The following is a 25077-nucleotide window of genomic DNA, read 5'->3' as shown; positions in this document are numbered from 1 at the left end:
GCCCCCCGTCCCCCCCCGTGGTTCAACGCGGCCCGCTGGCGTTTGGGGGTGACGGGGGGGGGGTTTTTGTAAACCCGTGGGGGGGGGGGGGGGGCGGGGGGGGGGCCCCCCCCGCCCCCCCCCCCACGAAGAGGGCCACGACGAGGGCCGACAGGGGCATCAGCCCCCCGAACAGCCTCAGGCGAAGACCGCCAGGCTCTTGGCCTTGCCCTTGAGTTCCTCGGCCAGGACCAGGAACCGGCCCTCGGGGTCGAAGACGGCGACAGCGCCCACACCCGCGTACTCGTTCGGCATCTCGATCCGTACGCCGTTGAGCAGCAGCTTCGCCCGCTTCTCGTCCACGTCCCAGCGGGGGAACGCGGCGGCCGCCGCGTCCGCCACCGGCATCACCGTCAGCTCCTCCTGGAGCTGCTCGATGGTCCTCGCGGAGTCGAGCTTGTACGGCCCGACGCGGGTGCGCCGCAGTGCCGTGAGGTGGCCGCCGACGCCGAGGTCGGCGCCCAGGTCGCGGGCCAGGGCGCGGATGTACGTCCCGGACGAGCAGACCACGGAGACGACCAGGTCGAGGACCGGCGTGCCGTCTTCCGCGACGGCGTCCCTGACGTCGTACACGGTGAAGGCGGAGATCTTCACCGGGCGGGCCGGGATCTCGAAGTCCTCGCCCTTGCGGGCCCGCGCGTACGACCGCTTGCCGTCGATCTTGATGGCGCTGACCTTCGACGGCACCTGCATGATGTCGCCGGACAGTTTGGCGATCCCCGCGTCGATGGCGTCCCGCTTGATCCGCGAGGCCCCCAAAGGACCGGCGGACGAGGTGATCTCGCCCTCGGCGTCGTCCGTGATCGTGTTCTGGCCGAGCCGGATCGTGCCGAGGTACTCCTTCTCCGTCAGCGCGAGATGGCCGAGGAGCTTGGTGGCCCGCTCGACGCCGAGGACCAGGACACCGGTCGCCATGGGGTCGAGGGTGCCCGCGTGGCCGACGCGGCGGGTCTTGGCGATCCCGCGCATCTTGGCGACCACGTCATGCGAAGTGAAGCCGGACGGCTTGTCGACGATGACAAGGCCGTCCGGCGTCTTGTTGCTGGTGCTGCTCATGCTCGGGCGTCGCCGTCCGTTTCTTCGTCGGACTCGTCCTCGGGCTTCTTGTACGGGTCGGCGTCGCCGGCGAACTTCGCGCCCGCGGACACCTCGCGCACCTTCTCGTCCGAGATCCGCGCCTTGTCGAGGAGGTCCTCGATCGCCCGCGCGTTGTCCGGCAGGGCGTCCGCCACGAAGGCGAGGCTCGGCGTGAACTTCACGCCCGCAGCCTGGCCGACCGCCGAACGGAGGACGCCCTTGGCGCTCTCCAGGCCCGCGGCGGCCGCCGCACGGTCCTCGTCGTCCCCGTAGACCGTGTAGAAGACGGTCGCCTCCCGCAGGTCACCCGTGACCCGGGTGTCCGTGATGGTCACATGCGTACCGAGCCGCGGGTCCTTGATCCCGCGCTGCAGCTTCTGGGCAACCACCTCTCGGATGAGGTCCGCCAGCCTTTTCGCCCGCGCGTTGTCGGCCACTGCTCCGTCTCCTTCTTCGCCTTGCTGTGCAATCAGTCTTCGTCGCTGTGGAGCCTGCGTCGAACGGAGAGCAGCTCCACCTCGGGACGGGCGGCGACCAGGCGCTCGCACCGGTCCAGTACTTCCGTGAGGTGCCCCGTCTCCCCGGAGACCAGCGCCAGGCCGATCTCGGCCCTGCGATGGAGGTCCTGGTTCCCGGTCTCCGCCACACTCACCGCGTACTTGCGTTGGAGTTCGGCGACTATCGGGCGCACGACGGAGCGTTTCTCCTTCAGCGAGTGAACATCGCCGAGGAGCAGATCGAAGGACAGTGTCCCCACATACATGTATGTCCGGATGTCCCGCCGGTTCGGGTTCGTGCCCCGCCAACCACTTGGCAGGGACACAAGAACCGTACACGGAACGGCCGGGGCCGATCGACGGGATTTACCTCCCCTCGACCGGCCCCGACAAGAGCTGCGGTGATCAGCCTCGCGGCTTCTCGCGCATCTCGTACGTCGCGATGACGTCGTCGATCTTGATGTCGTTGAAGTTGCCGAGGTTGATACCGCCCTCGAACCCTTCGCGGATCTCGGTGACGTCGTCCTTGAAGCGGCGCAGACCCTGGATGTTGAGGTCCTCCGCGATGACCTTGCCGTCGCGGACGAGCCGGGCCTTCGTGTTGCGCTTGACCTCGCCGGAGCGGATGAGCACACCCGCGATGTTGCCGAGCTTGGACGAGCGGAAGACCTCGCGGATCTCCGCGGTGCCGAGCTCGACCTCCTCGTACTCCGGCTTGAGCATGCCCTTGAGGGCCGCCTCGATCTCCTCGATGGCCTGGTAGATCACCGAGTAGTAGCGGACGTCGACGCCCTCGCGCTCCGCCATCTGCGCGGCACGGCCGGCCGCACGGACGTTGAAGCCGATGACGATGGCGTCGGAGCCCATCGCCAGGTCGATGTCCGACTCGGTGACCGCACCCACACCGCGGTGCAGGACGCGGATGTCGACCTCCTCGCCGACGTCCAGCTGGAGCAGGGAGGACTCGAGAGCCTCGACGGAACCAGAAGCGTCACCCTTGATGATGAGGTTGAGCTGCTGGATCTCGCCGGCCTTGAGCACCTTGTCCAGGTCCTCGAGCGAGACACGGCGCACGCGCTTGGCGAACGCGGCGTTGCGCTCACGGGCGGCACGCTTCTCGGCGATCTGACGGGCCGTACGGTCCTCGTCGACGACCAGGAAGTTGTCGCCGGCGCCCGGGACGTTGGTGAGACCGAGGACGAGGACCGGGGTCGACGGACCCGCCTCTTCCACGTTCTCGCCCTTGTCGTCGAGCATCGCGCGGACGCGGCCGTAGGCGTCACCGGCGACCATGGTGTCGCCGACGCGGAGGGTACCGCGCTGGACGAGGACGGTCGCGACGGCGCCGCGGCCCTTGTCGAGGTGGGCCTCGATCGCAATACCCTGCGCGTCCTGCTCCGGGTTGGCCCGCAGGTCGAGCGAGGCGTCCGCGGTCAGGACCACGGCCTCGAGGAGGCTGTCGATGTTCAGGCCCTGCTTGGCGGAGATGTCGACGAACATCGTGTCGCCGCCGTACTCCTCGGCCACCAGACCGAACTCGGTGAGCTGACCGCGCACCTTGGTCGGGTCGGCACCCTCGACGTCGATCTTGTTGACCGCGACCACGATCGGCACGTCGGCCGCCTTGGCGTGGTTCAGCGCCTCGATCGTCTGCGGCATCACACCGTCGTTGGCCGCGACCACGAGGATCGCGATGTCGGTGGACTTCGCACCACGGGCACGCATGGCGGTGAACGCCTCGTGACCGGGGGTGTCGATGAAGGTGATGGCGCGCTCTTCGCCGTTCACGTCCGTGGCGACCTGGTAGGCACCGATGTGCTGGGTGATGCCACCGGCCTCGCCCGCGACGACGTTCGTCTTGCGAATGGCGTCGAGGAGGCGGGTCTTGCCGTGGTCGACGTGACCCATGACGGTCACTACCGGCGGACGGGCGATGAGGGCCTCTTCGCCGCCCTCGTCCTCGCCGAACTCGATGTCGAAGGACTCGAGAAGCTCGCGGTCCTCCTCCTCCGGGCTGACGATCTGGACGACGTAGTTCATCTCGGTCGCCAGCATTTCCAGCGTGTCGTCCGAGACGGACTGGGTCGCGGTGACCATCTCGCCGAGGTTCATCATGACCGCGACGAGCGACGCCGGGTTGGCGTTGATCTTCTCCGCGAAGTCGGTGAGCGAAGCACCGCGCGACAGGCGAACGGTCTCGCCGTTGCCGCGAGGCAGCATCACGCCGCCGACCGACGGGGCCTGCATGGCCTCGTACTCCTGGCGCCTCTGCCGCTTCGACTTGCGACCACGACGCGCGGGACCGCCGGGACGGCCGAAGGCGCCCTGCGTTCCACCACGGCCACCCGGACCACCGGGACGACCGCCGAAGCCGGGACGACCGCCGAAGCCGCCGCCACCACCGGGACGACCGGCACCGCCGCCGCCACCGGGACCGCCGGGACGACCGGCGAAGCCGCCGCCGCCACCGCCACCGGGACGGCCCGCGAAGCCGCCGCCACCGGGACGACCGCCGCCACCCGGACGACCGCCGCCGCCGGGACCACGGCCACCGCCGGGGCCACCACCGGGACGCGGGCCGGCAGCGGGACGCTGCGGCATCATGCCCGGGTTCGGACGGTTACCGGCGGGGCCGCCGCCGGGACGCGGGGCCTGCGGACGGGGCATGCCGCCCGGGGTCGGACGGGCGCCGCCCTGACCCTGCGGACGGGGAGCGCCACCGGGGCCGCCCTGACCGCCCTGCGGACGCGGGGCGCCGCCGGGACCACCGGGGCCGCCCTGGCCGCCGGGGCGCGGGGCACCGCCCGGACGGGGCGCCTGCGGGCGCGCCATGCCGGTGGAGCCACCAGAGGTGAAGGGGTTGTTGCCCGGACGGGGTCCGGCCGGACGGCCGCCGGGACGCGGGGCGCCACCCTGGCCGCCGGGACGCGGGGCGCGCTCCGGACGGTCGCCACGACCGCCCTGGCCCTGACCACCCTGGCCCTGGCCGGGGGCCGGACGGCCACCGGGCTTCGGGGCACCCGGACGGGCGCCCGGACGCGGGGCTGCCGGAGCCGGCGTCGCGGCCGGCGGAGCGGTGAACTCCGGGGCGGCCGGCGCTGCCGGGGTGACCGGGGCCGCCGGGGCGGCGGGGGCCGGCTTGGGCGCCGGCGGCTTGGGGCCGGGGCGCGGGCCGGGCGTCGCCGGGGCAGGCTTGTCGGCCGCGGCGGCGGGCTTGGGCGCCGGCGGCTTGGGCGCGGCCGGACCCGGACGGGCGGCCTGCGCGGGAGAGGGGGCAGCCGGAGCCGCGGGGCTCGGCTTGGGGGCGGCCTTGCGCGGCGCCCCCGGCTTGGCGGCGGCGGGCTTGCCGTTGCCACCCTGCTGCAATGCGTCAGTCAGTTTGCGTACTACGGGCGCCTCGATCGTCGAGGACGCCGAACGTACGAATTCACCGAGTTCTTGGAGCTTGGCCATGACGACCTTGCTCTCTACGCCGAACTCCTTGGCGAGCTCGTATACCCGGACCTTAGCCACTTCGCTCCTTTTAGGTCCGGGTTACGCCGGACCGTCGCTACTTCATGGGCGTACTCATCGCGTGCTCATCGAGTGCTCATCGCAATCTCGACCTACTTCCAACTCGCGGGGTACCAGGGCCGCGCGGGGTTCCGCGCGACCTTCCTTACGGTGTTGCCTGCTGGGCAACCGACTCGACGACTCGGCGCAACTCCGCCGTGTCGAGCGGACCCGGGGCTCGAAAGGCCCTCGGGAACGCCCGGCGGCGGACCGCCAGGTCGAGACAGACCGGGACGGGGTGTACATACGCACCCCGGCCGGGCAGCGTACCGCTTGGATCGGGGACGCAGGCGTCCTTTTTCGCCACGATGCGCAGCAGATCGCTCTTGGCCGCTCGCTCCCGACACCCCACACAGGTGCGCTCAGGGCATGCGCGGGCTTGCGTCCGGCCAGACACGATTAAGTCTACCTCCCCGCACCGACCTCACCCCTTTGGGGCAAAAATCGAACGGTTGTTGTCTTGATCAGTACGTGCTCAGTACACGTGCTCGTTACACGCGCTCCGTGCACGCTCAGGACTCGGCGGAGTCCTGGGGCTGCTCGGTGTCCGGACGGATGTCGATCCGCCAGCCCGTGAGCCGCGCGGCCAGGCGGGCGTTCTGCCCCTCCTTGCCGATCGCGAGGGAGAGCTGGTAGTCGGGCACCGTCACCCGTGCGGAGCGGGCCGCGAGGTCGACGATCTCCACCTTGCTGACCCGTGCCGGGGAGAGCGCGTGCGCGACCATCTCGCCCGGGTCGTCCGACCAGTCGACGATGTCGATCTTCTCGCCGTTGAGCTCCGCCATGACATTGCGCACGCGCTGGCCCATCGGACCGATGCAGGCGCCCTTGGCGTTGAGCCCGGAGCGGGTGGAGCGCACCGCGATCTTGGTCCGGTGACCGGCCTCGCGGGCGATGGCCGAGATCTCGACCGACCCGTCGGCGATCTCCGGCACCTCGAGCGCGAAGAGCTTCTTGACCAGGTTCGGGTGCGTACGGGACAGCGTCACGGAGGGGCCGCGGACGCCCTTCGCCACCCGGACGACGTACGAACGAAGGCGCATCCCGTGCGGGTACTCCTCGCCCGGCACCTGCTCCTGCACCGGCAGGATCGCTTCCAGCTTGCCGATGTCGACGAGCACGTTCTTCGGGTCGCGGCCCTGCTGGACGACGCCCGTGACGATGTCGCCCTCACGGCCCGCGTACTCCCCGAGCGTCGCGTCGTCCTCGGCGTCGCGCAGGCGCTGCAGGATGACCTGCTTGGCCGTCGTCGCGGCGATCCGGCCGAAGTCGGACGGGGTGTCGTCGAACTCCTTGGGCTCCTGGCCCTCTTCGAGGTCTGCCGGGTCCTCCGTCGCCCAGACCGTCACATGGCCGCTCTCGCGGTCCAGCTTCACGCGCGCGCGGCGGAAGCTGCCGTCGGTGCGGTGGTAGGCGATGAGGAGGGCCGACTCGATCGCCTCGACCAGCAGGTCGAAGGAGATCTCCTTCTCCCGGACCAGACCCCGCAGGGCACTCATGTCGATGTCCACGGCTACGCCTCCTCTTCCTTCTTGTCCTTGCGGTTGAACTCGACCTCGACGCGCGCCTTGGCGATCTCGTCGAAGGTGAGCCTGCGGGCGGTGGGCTTGCGCCCCTTCACGCCCGGTACTTCCAGATCCACGCCCTCGTCGTCCACCTCGAGGATGCGGGCGATCAGCTCGCCGCCCTCGGCCAACTGGAACTTCACGAGACGCCCGGCGGCACGCAGATAGTGGCGGTGCTCCGTCAGCGGGCGCTCCGCGCCCGGGGAGCCGACTTCGAGGGTGTACTCCCCGTCGCCCATCGCGTCGCCCTCGTCGAGCTTCTCGGAGAACTCGCGGCTGATCTCGGCGATCTGATCCAGGTCCACGCCGTCGTCGGAGTCGATGACGACGCGCAGCACTCGCTTGCGTCCGACCGAGGCCACTTCGATCTCTTCGAGATCCAGTTCCTTCGAGCTGACGAGCGGTTCCAGCAGTTCTCGCAGCCTCTCGCTCTGGGTGGTGCTCATCCGGGTGACTCCTCGGCCGCGTGTGCTGTTGTGGGATCGTCGCGTGTCAGGTCAAAGGGTATCCGGTCCCGAAGGGTGTTGCCGCCCGCCGGTGGCCCCCGTCAGCCGGTTGTCGCACCGTTGTAGCCCTGTTGTCGTCCCGTCGCGGTACCGGTACCGAGCCGCTCGCGAGTACGAAGCCGGGCCGAAGGTACGGTGATCACCGTTCCCCCCTGCCGACTGCCTGCCTTGCTGGCCTTCCTCCCGAGGACGTCGCCGTGCCGTCGTATCCCACCTCCTCGCTCCCCCGCTCAGGGCCGCGCCGGCGCACTCTGCTGACCGGGGCCACGGCTACCGCCGGGGCCGCGCTGCTCGCCGGCTGCTCGGGCTCCGGCTCCTCGGGAGACGCCGACGAGCGCCCCGCCGCCGCCGAGCGGCTGCGGGTGCGTGCCGCGAAGGAGAGCGGTGTGCTGCTGGGGCGGTACGACGCCGTCCTCGTCGCGCATCCCGCGCTCGCCGGCCGGCTGGATCCGCTGCGGGCCGAGGTGAAGCGGCACGAGGCGGCGTTCACGAAGGGACACCGCACGGCCACGCCCTCCCCGTCGGCTTCCGCGTCCCCCTCGGCGTCCCCGTCCGTACCGACGGACGAGAAGGCCGCCGTGCGTGAACTGGCCGAGGCCGAGCGCGAACTGGCCAAGCGGCGGTCGAGCGCCCTGCTCGACGCGCCCGCCGAGCTGGCCCGGCTCCTCGCGTCGGTGGCGGCGGCCGGCGCGGCACACGCGTATCTGCTGACGGAGGGCGCCAAGTGAGCGTTTCCAAGGACGAGTTGAAGGCCGTGCAGGCGGCACTGGGCGCCGAGCACGCGGCCGTGTACGGCTATGGGGTCGTCGGCGGCCGGATCGGCGAGGCCCGCAGGGGCGAGGCGCGCACGGCGTACGACGCGCACCGTGCCCGGCGCGACGAGCTGCAGCGGGCGGTGCGCGACCTGGGCGGGGAGCCGGAGCCGTCGGCGGCCGCGTACACGCTGCCGTTCGAGGTGCCGGACTCCGCGGCGGCCGTGCGGCTCGCGACGGAGCTCGAGGAGCGGGTCGCGGGGGTCTACTCCGATCTCGTACGCGCGTCCGGCGGCGCCCGGCGGGGCAGCGCGGCCGAGGCGCTGCGGGAGGCGGCGGTCCGTGCGGCGCGGTGGCGGGGCGGGAGCGTAACCTTCCCTGGTCTCGCGGAGCGGTCCGAGGCGGCCGGCTCCGCCGCCCCCAAGGCATGACCCGCCGCTCGATCCGCTCAGGAAGGAAACACCTCGCGTATGGCTCTCGAACCGCCGCAGCGCCTCGTCACCGCACTCGGTGAGACGGCGCGGGACGGTGCCGGCGACGACTGGCTGGCGAAGCTGCCCCAGACGGTGGAACAGGCCGTCGCTCTACGCGAGTTGACCGTCGAACGGGTCCATGTGCCCGGCGGACGCAGCAGCCTGGTGGTCCTTGTCCGGCTTGCGGACGACACCCCTGCCGTCCTCAAGCTGGTGCCGCCGCGGTCGCGGCCGCAGAGCGAGCGGGCGGCGCTGGCGCACTGGGCGGGCCTGGGTGCGGTACGCCTCCTGGACGGCCCGTCCGCGACGGACGGCGCCCTGCTCCTGGAACGCCTGCACCGCGACGTCTCGGTACGTTCGCTGCCGGAGTCCAAGGCGCTGCTGGAGGCCGCCGGAACGTTGCGCCGCCTGTGGGTGGAGCCGCCGGCGGACCACCGCTTCGAGACGGTCGCCGAGCGGACGGGGCGGCAGGCGGAGGCGATGCGGGCCTCGGCGGGGGCCGACGAGGAGGTCGCTCCGCTGGTGGACGCGGCGCTGTCCGCCCGGGACGCGCTGCTCGCGGACGCTCCGGCGGACGTGCGCCTCCTCCACGGCACCTTCCGGCAGAGCAAGGTGCTGCAGGGCGACCGGATGCCGTGGCTGGCCGTCGGCCCCGACCCGGTGGTCGGCGAGCCCGCCTTCGACCTGGCCCGCCTGGTCCGCGACCGCGTCGAGGACCTGATCGCCTCCCCCTCGGGCGCGTCGATCACCCGCCGCCGCGTGAAGAAGCTGGCGGAGTCCCTGGACGTCGACCAGGAGCGGTTGCGGGGCTGGACGCTGTTCCGTGCGGTCGAGTCGGGCGTACGGGCGCGCCGGGTGGGACGCGAACAGGACGCGGAGCTGCTGTTGGAGTTCGCGGGGTGGCTCTGACGGTGGGGCGCGGAGTCCGCGGACCGTATGTGGCTGGTCGCGCCCACGCGGCGGAGCCGCATGTGTCACAGCCCCGCGCCCCTTCGGGGCACTAGGCCGTGAGGCGGGCGATCGCCTCGGCGACCGTCAGCTCCTCGCGCTCCCCGGTCCTGCGGTCCTTCAGCTCCACTACGCCCTCCGCCGAGCGACGGCCCGCGACCAGGATGGTCGGGACGCCGATCAGCTCCGCGTCGGTGAACTTCACACCGGGCGAGACGCCCGCGCGGTCGTCGACCAGGACCCGGACGCCCGCCGCGTTCAGCTGCTCGGAGACGTCGAGGGCCAGCTCCGTCTGGAGCGCCTTGCCCGCGGCCACCACGTGGACGTCGGCGGGGGCGATCTCCTTGGGCCAGCACAGACCCTTGTCGTCCGCCGTCTGCTCGGCCAGCGCCGCCACCGCGCGCGAGACGCCGATGCCGTACGAACCCATGGTCACGCGGACCGGCTTGCCCTGCTGCCCGAGGACGTCCAGCTGGAAGGCGTCGGCGAACTTGCGGCCCAGCTGGAAGATGTGACCGATCTCGATCGCGCGGTCCAGCTTCAGGCCGGCGCCGCACTTGGGGCACGGGTCGCCCTCCTCGACGACCACGACGTCCAGGTAGTCGTCGACCTCGAAGTCACGGCCGGCGACGACGTTCTTCGCATGCGTGTTGATCTTGTTGGCGCCGGTGATCCAGGCCGTGCCCGCCGCCACCCGCGGGTCGGCGATGTAGCGGACCTTCTCCAGGCCCTGCGGGCCGACATAGCCACGTACAAGATCGTCGCGACCCTCGAAGTCCTCGGCCGTCACCAGCTCGACCACGGCCGGCGAGAGGTGCTCGCCGAGCTTGTCGAGGTCGACCTCGCGGTCGCCGGGGACACCGACGGCGACGATCTCGCCGTCGACCTTGACCAGGAGGTTCTTCAGCGTCGCGGAGGCCGGGACGCCGAGGTGCTCGGCGAGCGTCTCGATGGTCGGGGTGTCGGGGGTGTCCAGCTCCTCGACGGGACCGTGGGCGGAGGCGTCCACCGTCTCCGTCGCCACGAACGACACCGCCTCCGTGTTGGCCGCGTAGTCGCACGCCGGGCAGTCCACGAAGGTGTCCTCACCGGCCGGCGCGGGCGCCAGGAACTCCTCGGACGCCGAGCCGCCCATCGCGCCCGACACGGCGGACACGATGCGGTGGTCGAGGCCGAGGCGCTCGAAGATCTTGATGTACGCGGCGCGGTGCAGCGCGTACGACTCGGCGAGGCCCTCGTCCGTCGTGTCGAAGGAGTACGAGTCCTTCATCTGGAACTCGCGGCCGCGCAGCACACCGGCGCGGGGCCGGGCCTCGTCGCGGTACTTCGTCTGGATCTGGTAGAGCACGACCGGCAGGTCCTTGTAGGACGAGCACTGGTCCTTGACGATCTGGGTGAAGATCTCCTCGTGGGTCGGGCCCAGGAGGTAGTCGGCGCCCTTGCGGTCCTTCAGGCGGAACAGCAGGTCGCCGTACTCGTCGTAGCGGCCCGTCGCGTCGTACGACTCCTTGGGGAGCAGGGCGGGCAGGAGGACCTCCTGGGCGCCGATGGCGTCCATCTCCTCGCGTACGACGTGAGTGATGTTCTCCAGGACCTTCTTGCCCAGCGGCAGCCAGGACCAGATGCCGGCGGCGGTGCGGCGGACGTAACCGGCCCGGACGAGGAGCTTGTGGTTGAGCGTCTCGGCGTCCGCCGGGTCGTCGCGCAGTGTCTTGATCATCAATCGGGACATGCGCTGGACCTGGGCCATGGTGAACTCCTGCGTGGAAAGGGTGATGGCAGGAGGTTAGCCGCCGAGCTTACGCGGGCGGAAATCGGTTAGGCGCCTGCCCGCCTGAGCGGGAGGGGCGCACCCATCACCGCGTACGGCTTCGGGGCGCTCGGGAAGAGGACCCTGCGGGCCAGGTCGTGGTAGCCGAGGGAGCGGTAGAGGCCGCGTGCCGGGCTCTCGACGTCGATCGCGGAGAGGATCGAGCGGGGCTGTACGGCACTGTCGGTGATGGTGGTGATGAGCGTGCGGCCGACGCCGCGGTTCTGGTAGCCGGGCTGCACATGGAGCTCGGTGATCACGAAGGAGTCGTCGAGCCAGCCGTCCAGGTCGCGGGCGCGCAGATACGGCTCGACGACGGTGGACCACCAGTGGGCCCGGTCGTTCGGCATGCCGTAGACGAAGCCGACGAGCCGCCCCTCGGGGGTGCGGGCGCCGAGCGCGCGGGCGCCGGGGTAGGTGATGTGCCGCAGCACGATCTGCCGCCGCACGGCGACCTCGTCGTCGCTCAGCCCGAAGGCGTGGGCCTGCACGCGCAGCGCGTCGTCCACGTGCGTGGCGAGGTCCAGCGGCCCGATCACGACGTCGTCAGTCATGCGCCGAACTGTAACTCGCGTACGGGGAAACGTGAGGGGTGCCGGACGGGGCGTGCGGGCGTGGGCGGGACGTCAGAAGAGGACGCTCATGAACGCGCCGACCTCTTGGAACCCCACGCGCCGGTACGCCGCTCTGGCCGCCGTATTGAAGTCGTTGACGTAGAGGCTGACGACCGGGGCGACGTCCGCGAGGGCGTATCGCATGACGGCGGCCATGCCGGGGGCGGCCAGGCCCTGGCCCCGGTACTCCGGGGCCACCCAGACGCCCTGCACCTGGCAGGCCTGGGCGGTGGCGGCGCCGATCTCGGCCTTGAAGACGACCTTGCCGTCGGCGTCGAGGCGGGCGAAGGAGCGGCCCGCGCCGACCAGTTCGGCGACGCGCGCCTGGTAGAGCAGGCCGCCGTCGCCGGCGAGCGGCGAGATGCCGACCTCCTCGGTGAACATCGCCACGCACGCCGGCATGATCGTCTCCATCTCGTCCTTGCGGACGCGACGGACGTACGGGTCGGGGGTGATGTCGTTCGGGAGCCGGTCGGTGACCATCACCGGCTGCCGGTCGCGGACCTCGCGGGCGGGGCCCCAGGAGGGTTCGAGCAGCCGCCACAGCTGGGCGGTGGGCTCGGCGGGGCCGACGATGGAAGAGCAGCGGCGGCCTGCCCTACGGGCGCGGTCGGCGAAGGCGCGGACGGCTCTGGGGGTGGCGCAGATCGGGACGAGGTTCGCACCCGCGTAGCAGAGCGACTCCAGGATGCCGTCCTCGTACCAGCCCCACATCTCGCCGCCGAGCCGCCACGGGTCGAGCCCGGCGACGCGGACCCGCGCGGTCACGAAGGCGTTGGCCACCGGCTCGCGGTCCAGTACGGCGAGCGCGGCGTCCAGGTCACTCGGTTCGAGGACCCGGGAGGTGGTCTGAGTCAACACGTGCGGGGGGCCTCACGGGTGCGGGCTGCTGATCTCCGCACTGTACCTGGCGTGGGCGCCTTGTGCCGGGGCGTCCGTTTCCCCGCGGCCGGGGGCCCCTTACCGCTCCGCGGCAGGTTTCCCGCCCACCGGCCCGATTCCCTGCAGTGTCCCGTGCCCCGGGGGGGGCGCTGTCGTCGGTCGGCCGCGGCCCCGGGGGCGCTGTCGTCGGTCGGCCGCGGGACAGGTTGGAGGCGGCCCGCAGACGACATCGCGTCAGGCGCAGCCGGGAGTAAGCCCCGGAGGGGACGCGTAGGGCCCCGCCACCACCCGGTGACGGGGCCCTATGACACCGTTGCGGCGCGCGCAGCGCCTAGCCCGCGACGGCCACCGACGGCTCGCCCGACGGGACGCCGTCCTTCTCCATCTGCTCGGCGATCTTCAGGGCCTCTTCGATGAGGGTCTCCACGATCTTCGACTCGGGGACGGTCTTGATGACCTCGCCCTTGACGAAGATCTGGCCCTTGCCGTTGCCGGAGGCGACGCCGAGGTCGGCCTCGCGGGCCTCGCCCGGGCCGTTCACGACGCAGCCCATGACGGCGACGCGCAGCGGCACCTCCATGCCGTCGAGGCCCGCGGTGACCTCCTCGGCCAGCTTGTAGACGTCGACCTGGGCGCGGCCGCAGGAGGGGCAGGAGACGATCTCCAGGCGGCGCTGCTTGAGGTTCAGCGACTCCAGGATCTGCATGCCGACCTTGACCTCCTCCGCCGGAGGGGCGGACAGGGAGACGCGGATCGTGTCGCCGATGCCCTCGGAGAGCAGCGCGCCGAAGGCCACCGCCGACTTGATCGTGCCCTGGAAGGCCGGGCCCGCCTCCGTCACACCGAGGTGGAGGGGGTAGTCGCAGGCGGCGGCGAGCTGGCGGTAGGCGTTGACCATGACCACCGGGTCGTTGTGCTTGACCGAGATCTTGATGTCCCGGAAGTCGTGCTCCTCGAAGAGGGACGCCTCCCACAGGGCCGACTCGACCAGCGCCTCGGGGGTCGCCTTGCCGTACTTCTTGAGAAGTCGCGCGTCCAGGGAGCCCGCGTTCACGCCGATGCGGATCGGCGTGCCCGCGTCCTTCGCGGCGCGCGCGATCTCCTTGACCTTGTCGTCGAACTGCTTGATGTTGCCCGGGTTCACACGGACCGCCGCGCAGCCCGCGTCGATCGCCGCGAAGACGTACTTCGGCTGGAAGTGGATGTCCGCGATCACCGGGATCTGCGACTTCCTCGCGATCGTCGACAGCGCGTCCGCGTCGTCCTGCGTCGGGCACGCGACGCGCACGATCTGGCAGCCGGACGCCGTCAGCTCGGCGATCTGCTGAAGCGTCGCCCCGATGTCGGACGTACGCGTCGTCGTCATCGACTGCACCGACACCGGTGCGTCCCCGCCGACGGCCACCGTACCGACCTGGATCTTGCGGCTGACCCTGCGGTCGGCGAGCTTGGTCGGAACGGACGGGATTCCGAGCGATACGGCAGTCATCTGGCGAGCATCCCCAAGAGTGTGGATCAAGGTCCCGAGATCGGCGGGCTCCAGGCTTCGAGATTACGGCACCCCACAGGGCTCGGGCACATCACACCCCAGAGTCCACCCAATAGTGGGCGGCCGGACACATACTGTGCCCGGCCGCCGCAAACTCCGCTTAATCAGACCCTTGTCAGGAAATCCTCACCGGGTTCACCACGTCCGCGATCAGGACCAGGATCGTGAAGCAGATGAAGATTCCCGCCACCACGTAGGCGACCGGCATCAGCTTCGCCACGTCGAACGGCCCCGGGTCGGGCCGCTTCAGGAGCCTCGCCGCGTGCCTGCGCACCGACTCCCACAGGGCGCCCGCGATGTGGCCGCCGTCGAGCGGGAGCAGCGGCAGCATGTTGAAGAGGAAGAGGGAGAGGTTGAAGCCCGCGACGAGGAACAGCATCATCGCGATCTGGTTCTCCGGCGGGATGTCCAGCGTGAAGACCTCGCCGCCGACGCGTGCCGCGCCCACGACGCCCATCGGGGAGTCCTGCTTGCGGTCGCCGTCACCGAAGGCCGCGTCCCAGAGGTCGGGGATCTTGGACGGCAGGGCGATGAGCGACTCGACGCCGTTCTCCATCATGTCGCCCATGCGGTCCACGGAGTCGCCGAAGCCCTGCTGGACGATGCCGGTGGCGGGGGTGAAGCCCAGGAAGCCCGCGTAGACGTACTTCCCTTCCACATAGCCGCCGTCGCCGTCCGTCTTGCTGACCTGGTTCTTGATGAGGGTGGCGTGCAGGTCCACCCGCTTGCCGTCGCGCTCGACCGTGATGGTGGCCGGGCCGATGGTCTCGCGGATCTTCGACTGGAGCGTGGACCAGTCGTCCACGGGCTGCCCCTGGAAGCCGACGATCTTGTCTTCCGGCTTCAGTCCCGCCGCCTTGGCGGGCGAGGGCTTGTCGCCCTTCTCGCAGGTCGAGCGGTTCTCGCTCTGCTGGATGACACAGTCCGAGACCTTGCCGACCTGGTTCGTCTGTGTGCTGATGCCGAAGGTCATCATCACGCCGAGGAAGATCGCGACGGCGAGGATCAGATTCATGAACGGGCCCGCGAACATCACGATCACGCGCTTCCACGGCTTGCGCGTGTAGAAGAGCCGCGTCTCGTCGCCGGGCTTCAGCTCCTCGAACGCGGCGGACCGCGCGTCCTCGATCATGCCGCGCCAGGGCGACGTCGAGCGGGCCTCGATCTTGCCGTCGGGGCCCGGCGGGAACATGCCGATCATCCGGATGTAGCCGCCGAGCGGGATGGCCTTGATGCCGTACTCGGTGTCGCCCTTCTTGCGCGAGAAGATCGTCGGGCCGAAGCCGACCATGTACTGCGGCACGCGGATGCCGAACAGCTTGGCGGTCGACAGGTGGCCCAGCTCGTGCCAGGCGATCGAGAACAGCAGTCCGACCGCGAAGACGACTATGCCGAGGATCATCATCAAGGTCGTCATGCGCGGGCCTCCGCGGTCGCCTTCGCCGTCAGTTCACGGGCCCGGGCGCGCGCCCAGGTCTCCGCTTCGAGGACGTCCGCGACGGTCAGGGAAGTTCCCGCTGCCGGCGTGCCGTGTTCGGCGACGACCTCGGTGACGGTCTCCATGATCCCGTTGAAGGGCAGGGCGCCGTTCAAGAACGCGTCCACGCACTCCTCGTTGGCGGCATTGAACACCGCCGGGGCCGTGCCCGCGAGCTTCCCCACGTGCCGGGCGAGCCCGACCGAGGGGAAGGCCTCGTCGTCGAGCGGGAAGAACTCCCAGCTGGAGGCCTTGGTCCAGTCGAACGCGGGGGCCGCGTCCGGCACCCGCTCGGGCCAGCCGATGCCGATGGCGATGGGCCCCGCCATGTCGGGCGGAGTGGCCTGAGCCAGCGTGGAACCGTCCGTGAACTCGACCATGGAGTGCACGTAGGACTGCGGGTGGACCACGACCTCGATGCGCTCGAAGGGAATGTCGTACAGCAGATGCGCCTCGATGACTTCCAGGCCCTTGTTGACGAGCGTCGCCGAGTTGACGGTGATGACCGGGCCCATGGCCCAGGTGGGGTGCGCGAGAGCGTCGTCCGGGGTGACGTTCGCCAGCTCCGCCTTCGTACGCCCCCGGAACGGGCCACCGGAAGCAGTGACGACCAGTTTGCGCACGTCGGCGCGGGTGCCGGCGGCGAGTGCCTGGAAGAGGGCGGCGTGCTCGGAGTCGACGGGGATGATCTGCCCCGGCTTGGCGAGCGCCTTCACCAGCGGGCCGCCGACGATCAGCGACTCCTTGTTGGCGAGCGCGAGCGTGCGGCCCGCCTCGAGCGCGGCGAGGGTGGGCGCGAGCCCGATCGAACCGGTGATGCCGTTGAGGACCGTGTGGCACTCGGAGGCGGCGAGCTGGGTGGCCGCGTCGGCCCCGGCGAGAATCTCGGGCAGCGGCTCACCGTCGCCGTACTGCCCCTTGAGCGCCTCGCGCAGCGCCGGTACGACGTCCTCGCGGGCCACCGCGACGGTCCGCACCCGCAGCTGCCGCGCCTGCTCGGCGAGCAGCCCGACGCGGCCGCCGGCGGCGGACAGCGCGGTGACGCGGAAGCGGCCGGGGTTGCGCCGGACGAGATCGATGGCCTGGGTGCCGATCGACCCGGTCGAACCGAGGATGACGATGTCCCGCGGGGCGTCCGTCACCACGGGGTCGAAGACGAGATGCGGGTCCGCGAGGGGGGCAGGGCTGTCGCTCATGACCCCATTCTTGCGTGGGCGGCTGTGTGCGGGTGCACTGCGGCCCGATCCGGTCTGTCGGAGTCGGACTCCGGGGCCGGATCAGGGGCCGGAATCGGGCGGGGGCGGGGCCGCCTCGGCCCCGCCCCCGCGCGTCAGCGGATGGGCCGGTGGACGTTCTCGTGTTGCGTCGGGCCGGGGGTTGCGTCCGCGATCCAGGGCCCCTCGCCGCTGGGGTCGATGACGCCTGACTCCAGCCAGGTGTACGTACCGGAGAGGACTCCCTTGACCACCTTGCGGTCCAGGTCGTCCGTGTTGGTCCACAGGCGGTCGAAGAGCTCGTCGACGCGGATGCGGGACTGGCGGCAGAAGGTGTCGGCGAGCTGGTAGGCCTCGCGGCCGTACTCCTCCGTGGTGCGCAGGAGTTCGGCGCGCACGCAGGCCGCGCTCATCGCGAAGAGTTCGGCGCCGATGTCGACGATGCGGCCGAGGAAGCCCTGCTTGGTCTCCATCTTTCCCTGCCAGCGGGACATGGCGTAGAAGGTGGAGCGGGCCAGTTTGCGGGCGTTCCGTTCCACGTAGCGCAGGTGGCCGGAGAGGTCGGGGTGGCCGGCGGGGTGGAACTCGGCGTACGAGCGCGGGAGTTGGCCAGGTCCTGCCACCAGTTTCGGCAGCCAGCGGGCGTAGAAGCCGCCTGCCTTGGCGCCCGCCTTCGCCTTGTCGGAGAGGGACTTGTCCGGGTCGATCAGGTCGCCCGCGACCTTCAGGTGGGCGTCCACGGCCTCGCGGGCGATCAGCAGATGCATGATCTCCGTGGAGCCCTCGAAGATGCGGTTGATGCGCAGGTCGCGCAGGACCTGTTCGGCGGGGACCGCGCGTTCGCCGCGCGCCGCGAGGGACTCGGCGGTCTCGAAGCCCCGGCCGCCGCGGATCTGGACGAGTTCGTCCGCCATCAGACAGCCCATCTCGGAGCCGTACAGCTTGGCGAGCGCGGCCTCGATGCGGATGTCGTTGCGGTCCTCGTCGGCCATCTGCGAGGAGAGGTCGAGTACGGCCTCCAGGGCGAACGTGGTCGCCGCGATGAAGGAGATCTTCGAGCCGACCGCCTCGTGGAACGCGACCGGCTTGCCCCACTGCTCGCGCGCGCCCGACCACTCGCGGGCGATCTTCAGGCACCACTTGCCGGCGCCGACGCACATCGCGGGGAGGGAGAGCCGGCCGGTGTTGAGGGTGGTGAGCGCGATCTTCAGGCCCGCGCCCTCGGGGCCGATGCGGTTGGCCGCGGGGACCCGGACCCGGTGGAAACGCGTGACGCCGTTCTCCAGGCCGCGCAGCCCCATGAAGGCGTTGCGGTTCTCGACGGTGATGCCGTCCGAGGCCGCCTCGACGACGAAGGCCGTGATGCCGCCCTTGTGGCCCTCGGACTTCGGGACGCGCGCCATGACGACGAGCAGGTCGGCCACGACTCCGTTCGTGGTCCAGAGCTTCACGCCGTCCAGGACGTAGTGGTCGTCGCCGTCGGGGACGGCCGCCATCGCCATGCGCGCCGGGTCCGAGCCGACGTCCGGCTCGGTCAGCAGGAAGGCGCTGATGTCCGTACGGGCGCAGCGCGGCAGGAACGCGTCCTTCTGCTCCTGGGTGCCGAACTGCTTGAGCGGCTGCGGTACGCCGATCGACTGGTGCGCGGAGAGCAGCGCGCCGATCGCCGGGTTGGCGGAGCCGACCAGGGCGAGGGCCTTGTTGTAGTACACCTGCGTGAGGCCGAGACCGCCGTACTTGGTGTCGATCTTCATGCCGAGCGCGCCGATTTCCTTGAGGCCGTTGATCACCTCGTCGGGGATCTTCGCCTCGCGCTCGATGCGGGCCGAGTCGATCTTCGTCTCGCAGAAGTCGCGGAGCTTGGCCAGGAAATCCTCGCCGCGCTTGGCGTCCTCGGCCGCGGGCAGCGGGTGCGGGTGGATCAGGTCGAGCCGGAAGCGGCCCAGGAAGAGTTCCTTGGCGAAGCTGGGCTTGCGCCAGTCCTGTTCGCGGGCGGCCTCGGCGACCTGCCGGGCCTCGCGCTCGCTGACGGACGGTTTGGGGGTTGGTGCGGACATGAGGAGCTCACCTCGCCGCGGAGTGGGGCCGGTCGGCGCCGGTTCGGACCCGATCGTGACCCGGTCGGTTACTGACTGGTGCTACTCGATCGTATGTACCCGATTCGTCCCGACCCCACCAGTCCTCGCGCAGCGATTGGCCCAGCAGCGCCCGTGCGGTGCCCGCAGGACACGACTGGGCCGCGCGGTGCCCCCGGAAACGAGAACGGCCGGAGCCCCCGCACAGTGGGCTCCGACCGTCCGGTTCGTGTGTGGCTCAGAGAGCCAGACCCGTCAGGACCAGCACGCGCTCGTACGTGTAGTCGTCCATCGCGAAGCGGACGCCCTCACGGCCCACGCCGGACTGCTTGACGCCGCCGTACGGCATCTGGTCGGCGCGGTAGGAGGGGGCGTCGCCGATGACCACGCCGCCGACCTCGAGGGCGCGGTGGGCGCGGAAGGCGGTCTGCAGGTCGTGCGTGAAGACGCCCGCCTGGAGGCCGTACTTGGAGTCGTTGACGGCGGCGAACGCCTCCGCCTCGCCGTCCACCTTCGTGACCGTGAGGACCGGTCCGAAGACCTCCTCGCAGGCGATGGTCACATCGGCCGGTACGTCGGTGAGCACGGTCGGCGCGTACGCGGCGCCGTCCCGCTTGCCGCCGGTGAGGATCTTCGCGCCCGCCGCGGCGGCCTCGTCGACCCAGGACTCCACGCGCTTGGCGGCGTCCTCGCTGACCAGCGGGCCGACGTCGGTCTTCGGGTCCGACGGGTCGCCGGTGACCTGGGCCTCGACGGCCTCGACGATGCGGGGCAGCAGCCGGTCGTACACGGTCGCGTCCGCGATCACCCGCTGCACCGAGATGCAGGACTGGCCGCCCTGGTAGTTGGAGAAGGTCGCGATGCGGGAAGCGGCCCAGTCGAGGTCCTCGTCCGACGAGAAGTCGTCGAGGACGACGGCGGCGCCGTTTCCGCCGAGCTCCAGGGTGCAGTGCTTGCGCGGCACCGAGTCCATGATCGCGTAACCGACCTTCTCGGAACCCGTGAAGGAGATGACCGGCATGCGCTCGTCCTGGACGAGGGCCGGCATCTTGTCGTTGGCGACCGGCAGGATGCTCCACGAACCGGCGGGCAGCTCCGTCTCGGCGAGCAGCTCGCCGAGGATGAGGCCGGAGAGCGGGGTGGCCGGGGCCGGCTTCAGGATGATCGGCGCGCCGGCGGCGATGGCCGGGGCGATCTTGTGGGCGCAGAGGTTCAGCGGGAAGTTGAACGGCGCGATGCCGAGGACGACGCCCTTGGGGAAGCGGCGGGTCACGGCGAGCCGGCCCTGGCCGCCGGCGTCGGTGTCCAGACGCTGGGCCTCGCCGCCGTTGAACCGGCGGGCTTCCTCGGCGGCGAACCGGAACACGGAGACCGCGCGGCCGACCTCGCCACGGGCCCACTTGATCGGCTTGCCGTTCTCCGCGGAGATGAGCCGGGCGATGTCTTCCGTACGCTCGACCAGGCGCTGCGAGACGTGCGCGAGGGCCGCGGCGCGGACGTGGGCCGGGGTCGCGGCGAACTCGTCGCGCACGGCGTACGCGGCGGCGACGGCCTCCTCGACCTGGGCGTCGGTCGGGACGGCCGCCTTGCCGACGAGCCGCCCGTCGTAGGGCGAGGTGACGTCGAGAGTGGTCTCACCGGTGGTCTGGCGACCGGCGAGCCAGAAGGCGTGGATGGAAGTCATGTCGATTCCCGGCCCTTCCGCGAAGGTGTGTCTTGGGGGGTACGTCCCCACCGTAGGGGCGCGGAAGGGACAGGGCGTTTGTCCGACGCGGAGTACTGACGGCGAACCGCACGCCGCTTTGGCAGGGGCGGAGCGCTTGCAGGAGGGCAGGACCCTCAGTCCGACGGTGCCGCCGTCGTCTTCAGTGCCAGCCACAGCTCCATCCGGACGTCCGGATCGTCCAGGCTGCGGCCGAGGATTTCCTCCACCCGGCGCATGCGGTAGCGCAGGGTGTGGCGGTGGACGCCCAGGTCCGCCGCCGCCGCGTCCCACTGGCCGTGGCGGGAGAGCCAGGCGCGCAGGGAGGCGATGAGGTCGCCGCGGCCGGTGGCGTCGTGTTCGTACAGGGCACGCAGGAGGCCGTCGGCAAAGGCGCGCACCGCGTCGTCGGCCAGCAGGGGCAGCACCGAACCCGCCGCCAGTTCCTCGTGCTCCACCAGCGTGCGCCCCCGCCGCCGGGCCACCGAGAGCGCCTGTTCCGCCTGCTTGTACGCCGAAGCGGCGGCGATCGGGCCGGCCGGCGCGGACAGCCCCATCAGGAGCGCCGTCTCGTCGCCCGCGCCCTGCTCCCGTACCTCGGGCCGCCCCGACTCCAGCTCCTCCGCGTGCGCCACGCAGGCCGCCGCGCCCGCGCCGCCGTCCACGACGAGCAGCACGAGCCGCTCGCCGTACGGCACGACCAGCAGAGCCTCGCCCGCGCGCGCGGCGGCCGACTCGACGGCGTCGGTGAGCCCGGCGAGCGGGTCGCCGCCCTCGGGCGCGGAGGCCGGCACCTCCGCGACGACGAGGCGGAAGGGGGCGTCGAGGAGGCCTCCGTACAGATCCCCCGCGACCGTACGCGCGTGATCCGGCTCCCCGGCGAGCAGCATCCGGAGCACCGCGGAGCCGATCCGCGCCTCGGCGGCGTGCAGCGCGCGGTTCCGCTCGGTGGTGAGCGTGAGCAGCGCTATGGCGGAGTGCAGCGCGTACCGCTCCGCCGTGCCCAGCGTGGACGCCGTGCCGACGGCGAGCGCCGCGCGGGGCCGCCGCCCGGTGCCGATCGAGTGCAGTTCCACGCGGTCCTCGGCGCCCGCGACGACCGCGCTGGCGGGCGCGGTGCGGTCCCGAAGACGCTCGACGTCGGAGGTGAGCCGGGCGGCCCGGCGGGACGCCCACTCCGGTGCGGTCGCGACGACGGCGCCCGAGGCGTCGTACAGGGCCGCCCAGCCGTCCACCTGTCCGGCGAGCGCGGCGAGCAGTCCCTCGGGGCCGTCGCTCAGCGCCTGCTTCGTCAGCTCGCGCTGGGCGGCGAAGCCCGCCGTCACGGCGCGGTACTGGTCGGCGGCGATCGCGGCCGAGACGGCCTTGCTGATGGCGAGGAACGGCGTGCGCCTCGGGACCTCCAGGAGCGGCAGCCCCTCCCCCTCGCAGGCCTCGACCAGCGCCTGCGGGATGTCCTCGTAGTGCACGCCCACCGCGAAGCCGAGCCCGACGACGCCCGCCGCCGCGAGCCGCTTCACATAGCGGCGCATCGCGTCCGGATCCTCCGCGTCCAGCTTCAGCGCGGTGATCAGGAGCAGCTCCCCGCCCTCCATGTAGGGCACGGGGTCGGTGAGCTCACTGGCGTGCGCCCAGCGCACGGGCGCGTCCAGATGTTCCTCACCGGCGCGCACCGTGAGCTTGAGCGCGGAGTGATGGACGAGGGAGGCGAGCGTGGGCGGCATAAGGCCTTCAGGTCGGGTCAGCGGCAGGTCTGGGCGGTCGGCGACGGTGATCGACGCCAGGTCGGGCGGCGAGCGCCCGAGTCCGTACATGGAATCCCGGACGAGATGTGGATCTTTTGGCCGGTACGTATGAACGACCTGTGTCGATTCTGCCTCACCGTACGGTACGTACGAGACCGATTACCCCGTACGTACATCCCTACCTATGCCCGTCCGGCTACCCCCTGAGATCCACCAGCAGCGGCGGCGCGTGCTCCCCCCGCACATCGGTGAGCGAGAGCACGGCGTGACCGGGCGGCACCGCGTGCGCCAGCTCGGACGCGGACCAGCGTTCGCGCTCGACCTGGCGGACGGTGACCGCGCGGGCGGTGGGGGCATTGCCGGTGATGACGCGGCGCAGCATGTGCACGGTCTTGCCGAGCGGCGTCTCGGCGATGATCTGCCGGTCGGTGACGTCCCGCGCCTCGGTCCACTCCTTGCCCCAGACCTCCGCGAAGTCCTGCCCGTCCCACGGGGTGAGCCCGGACAGCGCCATACGGCAGCCGACCGAGCCGAGCAGCGGGGTGCGCAGCGTCCGGGGTGCGTCGTCGAGCGTACGCAGGGTCAGCACGACCCCGGCGTTCGCGGACCGCAGCCGCTGCAACCGGCGTACCGACTCCGGAGTGACCGTCCCGGTGGCGTCGTCGAGGACGAGACAGGCGAAGAGCGAGCGGTCCTCGCGGGCGGCGGCGCTCGACGTGAACTGGGCGAGCATCAGCCGGGCGAGGATCCGTGACGCGTCGGCGTGACCGCGCTCGGGGAGGTCGATCCGGACGCGTACGGGATGGTCGAGGGCCCGCAGCGAGAAGGGGGTGCTCTGGCCCGAGGTGTCGAAGAACGCGGCGAAGGCCGGGCGGTCGAGCAGGGCGACGCGGTCGGCGATGACCGAACCCGGATCGCCGGGGTGGGCCAACTGCCGCTCCCGCGCGTCGAGTTCCCGCAGCATCGCCTCCTGCCCGGCCTCCTGCAGCGCCTTGCGCAGCGCGCCGAGCGGTCCCGGGGCGCCGTCGAGCAGCGCGCGCAGCTCGGGCACGGAGGGGAAACGGCCGTGCACCGCGTGGTACGGGCCGAGCAGCTGGGCGAGGACGGTCGTCGAGCGGCGGCTGTCCCCGCTGGGGTGCGGGTCCACGAGGTCGCCGACGAGCGCCTCGGCGAGGACGGCCGCCGCCTCGTCGGGGTCGCTGGTCCCGCCGTACAGATCGAGGTCGTACACGGAGTCGGGGTGTCCGATCTGGACGACGACGTCGTAGTCCTCGGCGGGCCCGAGCCGTGCTCCGGCCGCCCCGACCACCACGACGGCGGCCCGTCCGGCGAGCGCCCCGAGGCACAGCGCCTCGGCGACCGGCCGGACGACGGCGCCGGTCTTGCCGGACCCGGCGGGCCCGACGGCGAGCAGCGAGGTGCCGAGCAGCTCGGGTCCGATGCCGAGGCCGGCGCCCCGGTAGGCGTAGGGATTGCGCGGGTCGTCGACGGTCGTGCCGATCCGGACCTGGGCGGTGGCGAGGTCGTGGCGGGCGGTGCGCGAGGGCAAGTCCCGGTCGCCGGAGGGGTGCGGGCAGGCCGCGGCCCCGTCCCTGACGACGGACTCGGTGAACGTGCTCACGGCGTTGCGCCCCGCCCGCACGGACCGCCAGGCCCGCGAGATCCGGGCGTGGTCGACGTCCCGCATCAGCCCGGCCCGCGCGTCGGCGGCGAGCCGCTCGGCGGCGGCCTCGGCTCCGGCGGCCCGCAGCTGGGGCCACTGGGCGGGGTCCTCGCCGGGGGCGGGGGGCGGCTGCTGGGGTGCGGCGCGGCGGAAGCGGGGGGCGATGAACCGGCTCCAGACCTCGCCCCAGCGGCCGAGGCGGCCCACGCCGATCATGATCCCGACCACGATGAGGGTGTAGTAGCCGTACCAGACGACCGCGTTGCCGACCCGGTCGTCGCTGTAGATCCAGGCGTCCGGCAGGAACAGTTCGAGCGGCAGCACCCACCAGCCGCCGAGGTAGCCGTTCCACAGCAGCGACCAGAGCAGCCACCCCACCAGGAACGCGATCAGCGCCCCGCTGATCAGCTGCCGGGTCGGCGTGACCTCCGGCTCCTGCTCGGGCCGCGGCTTGTGCCCGAACCGCCACACGCCCGGCTGTGCGCCGGGGCGGGGCGTGCGCAGCCAGGTGAGGAAGGCGGAGCCGTCGGGCCGCGGCGGCATGCCCGGCGCCTGCGCGGGAAGCGGCGGCGTTCCGGGCCGCCCGCCCGATCCCGGAGGCACCGCCGGCCGCGGCACCGGTGTGGCATGCGTGCCGCGTGCGTCGAAAGTGCCGTCGGAGTCCATGACCCTTGCCCCCTGACCTGCCGCTCTGCTGTTCCGCGGGTCAATCTAGTGCCCCCACAGGGGGAGTTCACCGGATACGCGGCCGGGGCCTGCGGGAACGTGGTGGCGCGGCCCGTCACCCGAAGCGGACGAAAGCCGTGACCCGTCCGGCCGCCGCCGCGTCCACCACCATGTCCCCCGCTATGTCCCCCGCTATGTCCACCACGGACAACCGCCACGCCGAACAACTCCCCCGTGGAGCATGACCGCCCCCGGTTTCCGGCCCTAACCT

20 protein-coding genes are annotated in these 25077 nt (G+C 71.6%); 3 read left to right on the top strand and 17 right to left on the bottom strand.

The annotated features are described in order from the left end of the window. Nucleotides 1-177: 177 nt before the first annotated feature. The 7 genes from truB to rimP all read right to left on the bottom strand — a co-directional run bounded on the left by truB (nt 178) and on the right by rimP (nt 7176). The gene (gene truB, locus ACIBKX_RS29770; RefSeq protein ID WP_363273477.1) at nt 178-1095 is read right to left on the bottom strand and encodes a tRNA pseudouridine(55) synthase TruB; all 918 of its coding nucleotides are present in this window, start codon (nt 1093-1095) and stop codon (nt 178-180) included. Next, entirely contained in the window at nt 1092-1553 is a 462-nt protein-coding gene (gene rbfA, locus ACIBKX_RS29765) for a 30S ribosome-binding factor RbfA (protein ID WP_363273478.1), read from the bottom strand. The genes truB and rbfA overlap by 4 nt, the downstream gene beginning before the upstream one ends. 32 nt (nt 1554-1585) lie before the next feature. Continuing rightward, entirely contained in the window at nt 1586-1879 is a 294-nt protein-coding gene (locus ACIBKX_RS29760) for a DUF503 domain-containing protein (protein ID WP_363273479.1), read from the bottom strand. Between the two features lie 139 nt (nt 1880-2018). Continuing rightward, complete coding sequence (infB, locus tag ACIBKX_RS29755) at nt 2019-5126, bottom strand: translation initiation factor IF-2 (protein WP_363273480.1); 3108 nt, start codon at nt 5124-5126, stop codon at nt 2019-2021. A gap of 145 nt (nt 5127-5271) precedes the next feature. Next, nucleotides 5272-5562: a YlxR family protein gene (locus tag ACIBKX_RS29750; protein ID WP_363273481.1), complete on the bottom strand. Its 291-nt coding sequence runs from the start codon at nt 5560-5562 to the stop codon at nt 5272-5274. 115 nt (nt 5563-5677) lie between these two features. Beyond that, a complete protein-coding gene (gene nusA / locus ACIBKX_RS29745) occupies nt 5678-6676 on the bottom strand; it encodes a transcription termination factor NusA (protein WP_363273483.1) in 999 nt (332 codons plus the stop codon). Between the two features lie 2 nt (nt 6677-6678). Continuing rightward, a complete protein-coding gene (rimP, locus tag ACIBKX_RS29740) occupies nt 6679-7176 on the bottom strand; it encodes a ribosome maturation factor RimP (protein WP_363273484.1) in 498 nt (165 codons plus the stop codon). Nucleotides 7177-7433: 257 nt separating this feature from the next. Between rimP and ACIBKX_RS29735 the strand changes: the two genes are divergently transcribed. Genes ACIBKX_RS29735 through ACIBKX_RS29725 form a run of 3 tightly spaced genes read left to right on the top strand, consistent with a single transcriptional unit; the run spans nt 7434 to nt 9370 of the window. After that, the gene (locus tag ACIBKX_RS29735) at nt 7434-7964 is read left to right on the top strand and encodes a hypothetical protein (protein WP_363273485.1); all 531 of its coding nucleotides are present in this window, start codon (nt 7434-7436) and stop codon (nt 7962-7964) included. Next, nucleotides 7961-8419 carry a ferritin-like domain-containing protein gene (locus ACIBKX_RS29730; RefSeq protein ID WP_363273486.1) on the top strand — a complete coding sequence of 153 codons (459 nt, stop codon included), beginning with the start codon at nt 7961-7963 and terminating at the stop codon, nt 8417-8419. Before ACIBKX_RS29735 ends, ACIBKX_RS29730 begins: the two co-directional genes overlap by 4 nt. Before the next feature lie 39 nt (nt 8420-8458). After that, nucleotides 8459-9370, top strand: a complete 912-nt coding sequence (locus ACIBKX_RS29725) for an aminoglycoside phosphotransferase family protein (protein ID WP_363273487.1) — start codon at nt 8459-8461, stop codon at nt 9368-9370. Nucleotides 9371-9461: 91 nt separating this feature from the next. On the opposite strand, the gene ACIBKX_RS29720 is transcribed toward ACIBKX_RS29725, so the two are convergent. From ACIBKX_RS29720 to ACIBKX_RS29675, 10 genes are all read right to left on the bottom strand, one after another. Beyond that, nucleotides 9462-11159 (bottom strand): proline--tRNA ligase, encoded by a 1698-nt coding sequence (locus ACIBKX_RS29720; RefSeq protein ID WP_363273488.1) that lies wholly within the window; start codon nt 11157-11159, stop codon nt 9462-9464. Between the two features lie 68 nt (nt 11160-11227). Further along, on the bottom strand, nt 11228-11773 hold the full coding sequence (locus ACIBKX_RS29715) for a GNAT family N-acetyltransferase (RefSeq protein ID WP_363273490.1): 546 nt from the start codon (nt 11771-11773) through the stop codon (nt 11228-11230). 72 nt (nt 11774-11845) lie between these two features. Beyond that, nucleotides 11846-12694 (bottom strand): GNAT family N-acetyltransferase, encoded by an 849-nt coding sequence (locus ACIBKX_RS29710; RefSeq protein ID WP_363273492.1) that lies wholly within the window; start codon nt 12692-12694, stop codon nt 11846-11848. Between the two features lie 352 nt (nt 12695-13046). Further along, nucleotides 13047-14204 (bottom strand): flavodoxin-dependent (E)-4-hydroxy-3-methylbut-2-enyl-diphosphate synthase, encoded by a 1158-nt coding sequence (ispG, locus tag ACIBKX_RS29705; RefSeq protein ID WP_363273493.1) that lies wholly within the window; start codon nt 14202-14204, stop codon nt 13047-13049. Nucleotides 14205-14379: 175 nt separating this feature from the next. Continuing rightward, a complete protein-coding gene (locus tag ACIBKX_RS29700) occupies nt 14380-15681 on the bottom strand; it encodes a site-2 protease family protein (RefSeq protein ID WP_363273495.1) in 1302 nt (433 codons plus the stop codon). Then, nucleotides 15678-16937: a 1-deoxy-D-xylulose-5-phosphate reductoisomerase gene (dxr, locus tag ACIBKX_RS29695; RefSeq protein ID WP_363273497.1), complete on the bottom strand. Its 1260-nt coding sequence runs from the start codon at nt 16935-16937 to the stop codon at nt 15678-15680. Before dxr ends, ACIBKX_RS29700 begins: the two co-directional genes overlap by 4 nt. A gap of 134 nt (nt 16938-17071) precedes the next feature. Further along, on the bottom strand, nt 17072-19012 hold the full coding sequence (locus tag ACIBKX_RS29690; RefSeq protein WP_363273498.1) for an acyl-CoA dehydrogenase family protein: 1941 nt from the start codon (nt 19010-19012) through the stop codon (nt 17072-17074). A 256-nt stretch (nt 19013-19268) separates the two neighbouring features. Next, nucleotides 19269-20714 carry an aldehyde dehydrogenase family protein gene (locus ACIBKX_RS29685; protein WP_363273499.1) on the bottom strand — a complete coding sequence of 482 codons (1446 nt, stop codon included), beginning with the start codon at nt 20712-20714 and terminating at the stop codon, nt 19269-19271. 155 nt (nt 20715-20869) lie between these two features. Then, on the bottom strand, nt 20870-22456 hold the full coding sequence (locus ACIBKX_RS29680) for a PucR family transcriptional regulator (protein ID WP_363273645.1): 1587 nt from the start codon (nt 22454-22456) through the stop codon (nt 20870-20872). A 217-nt stretch (nt 22457-22673) separates the two neighbouring features. Then, a complete protein-coding gene (locus tag ACIBKX_RS29675) occupies nt 22674-24806 on the bottom strand; it encodes an ATP-binding protein (protein WP_363273501.1) in 2133 nt (710 codons plus the stop codon). Nucleotides 24807-25077: the final 271 nt, after the last annotated feature.

The sequence above is a fragment of the Streptomyces sp. NPDC050658 genome, assembly GCF_044457025.1.
Lineage (GTDB): Bacteria > Actinomycetota > Actinomycetes > Streptomycetales > Streptomycetaceae > Streptomyces.
Note: the sequence above shows the minus strand (reverse complement) of the source record. Positions and strands in the feature narration are given on the sequence as shown.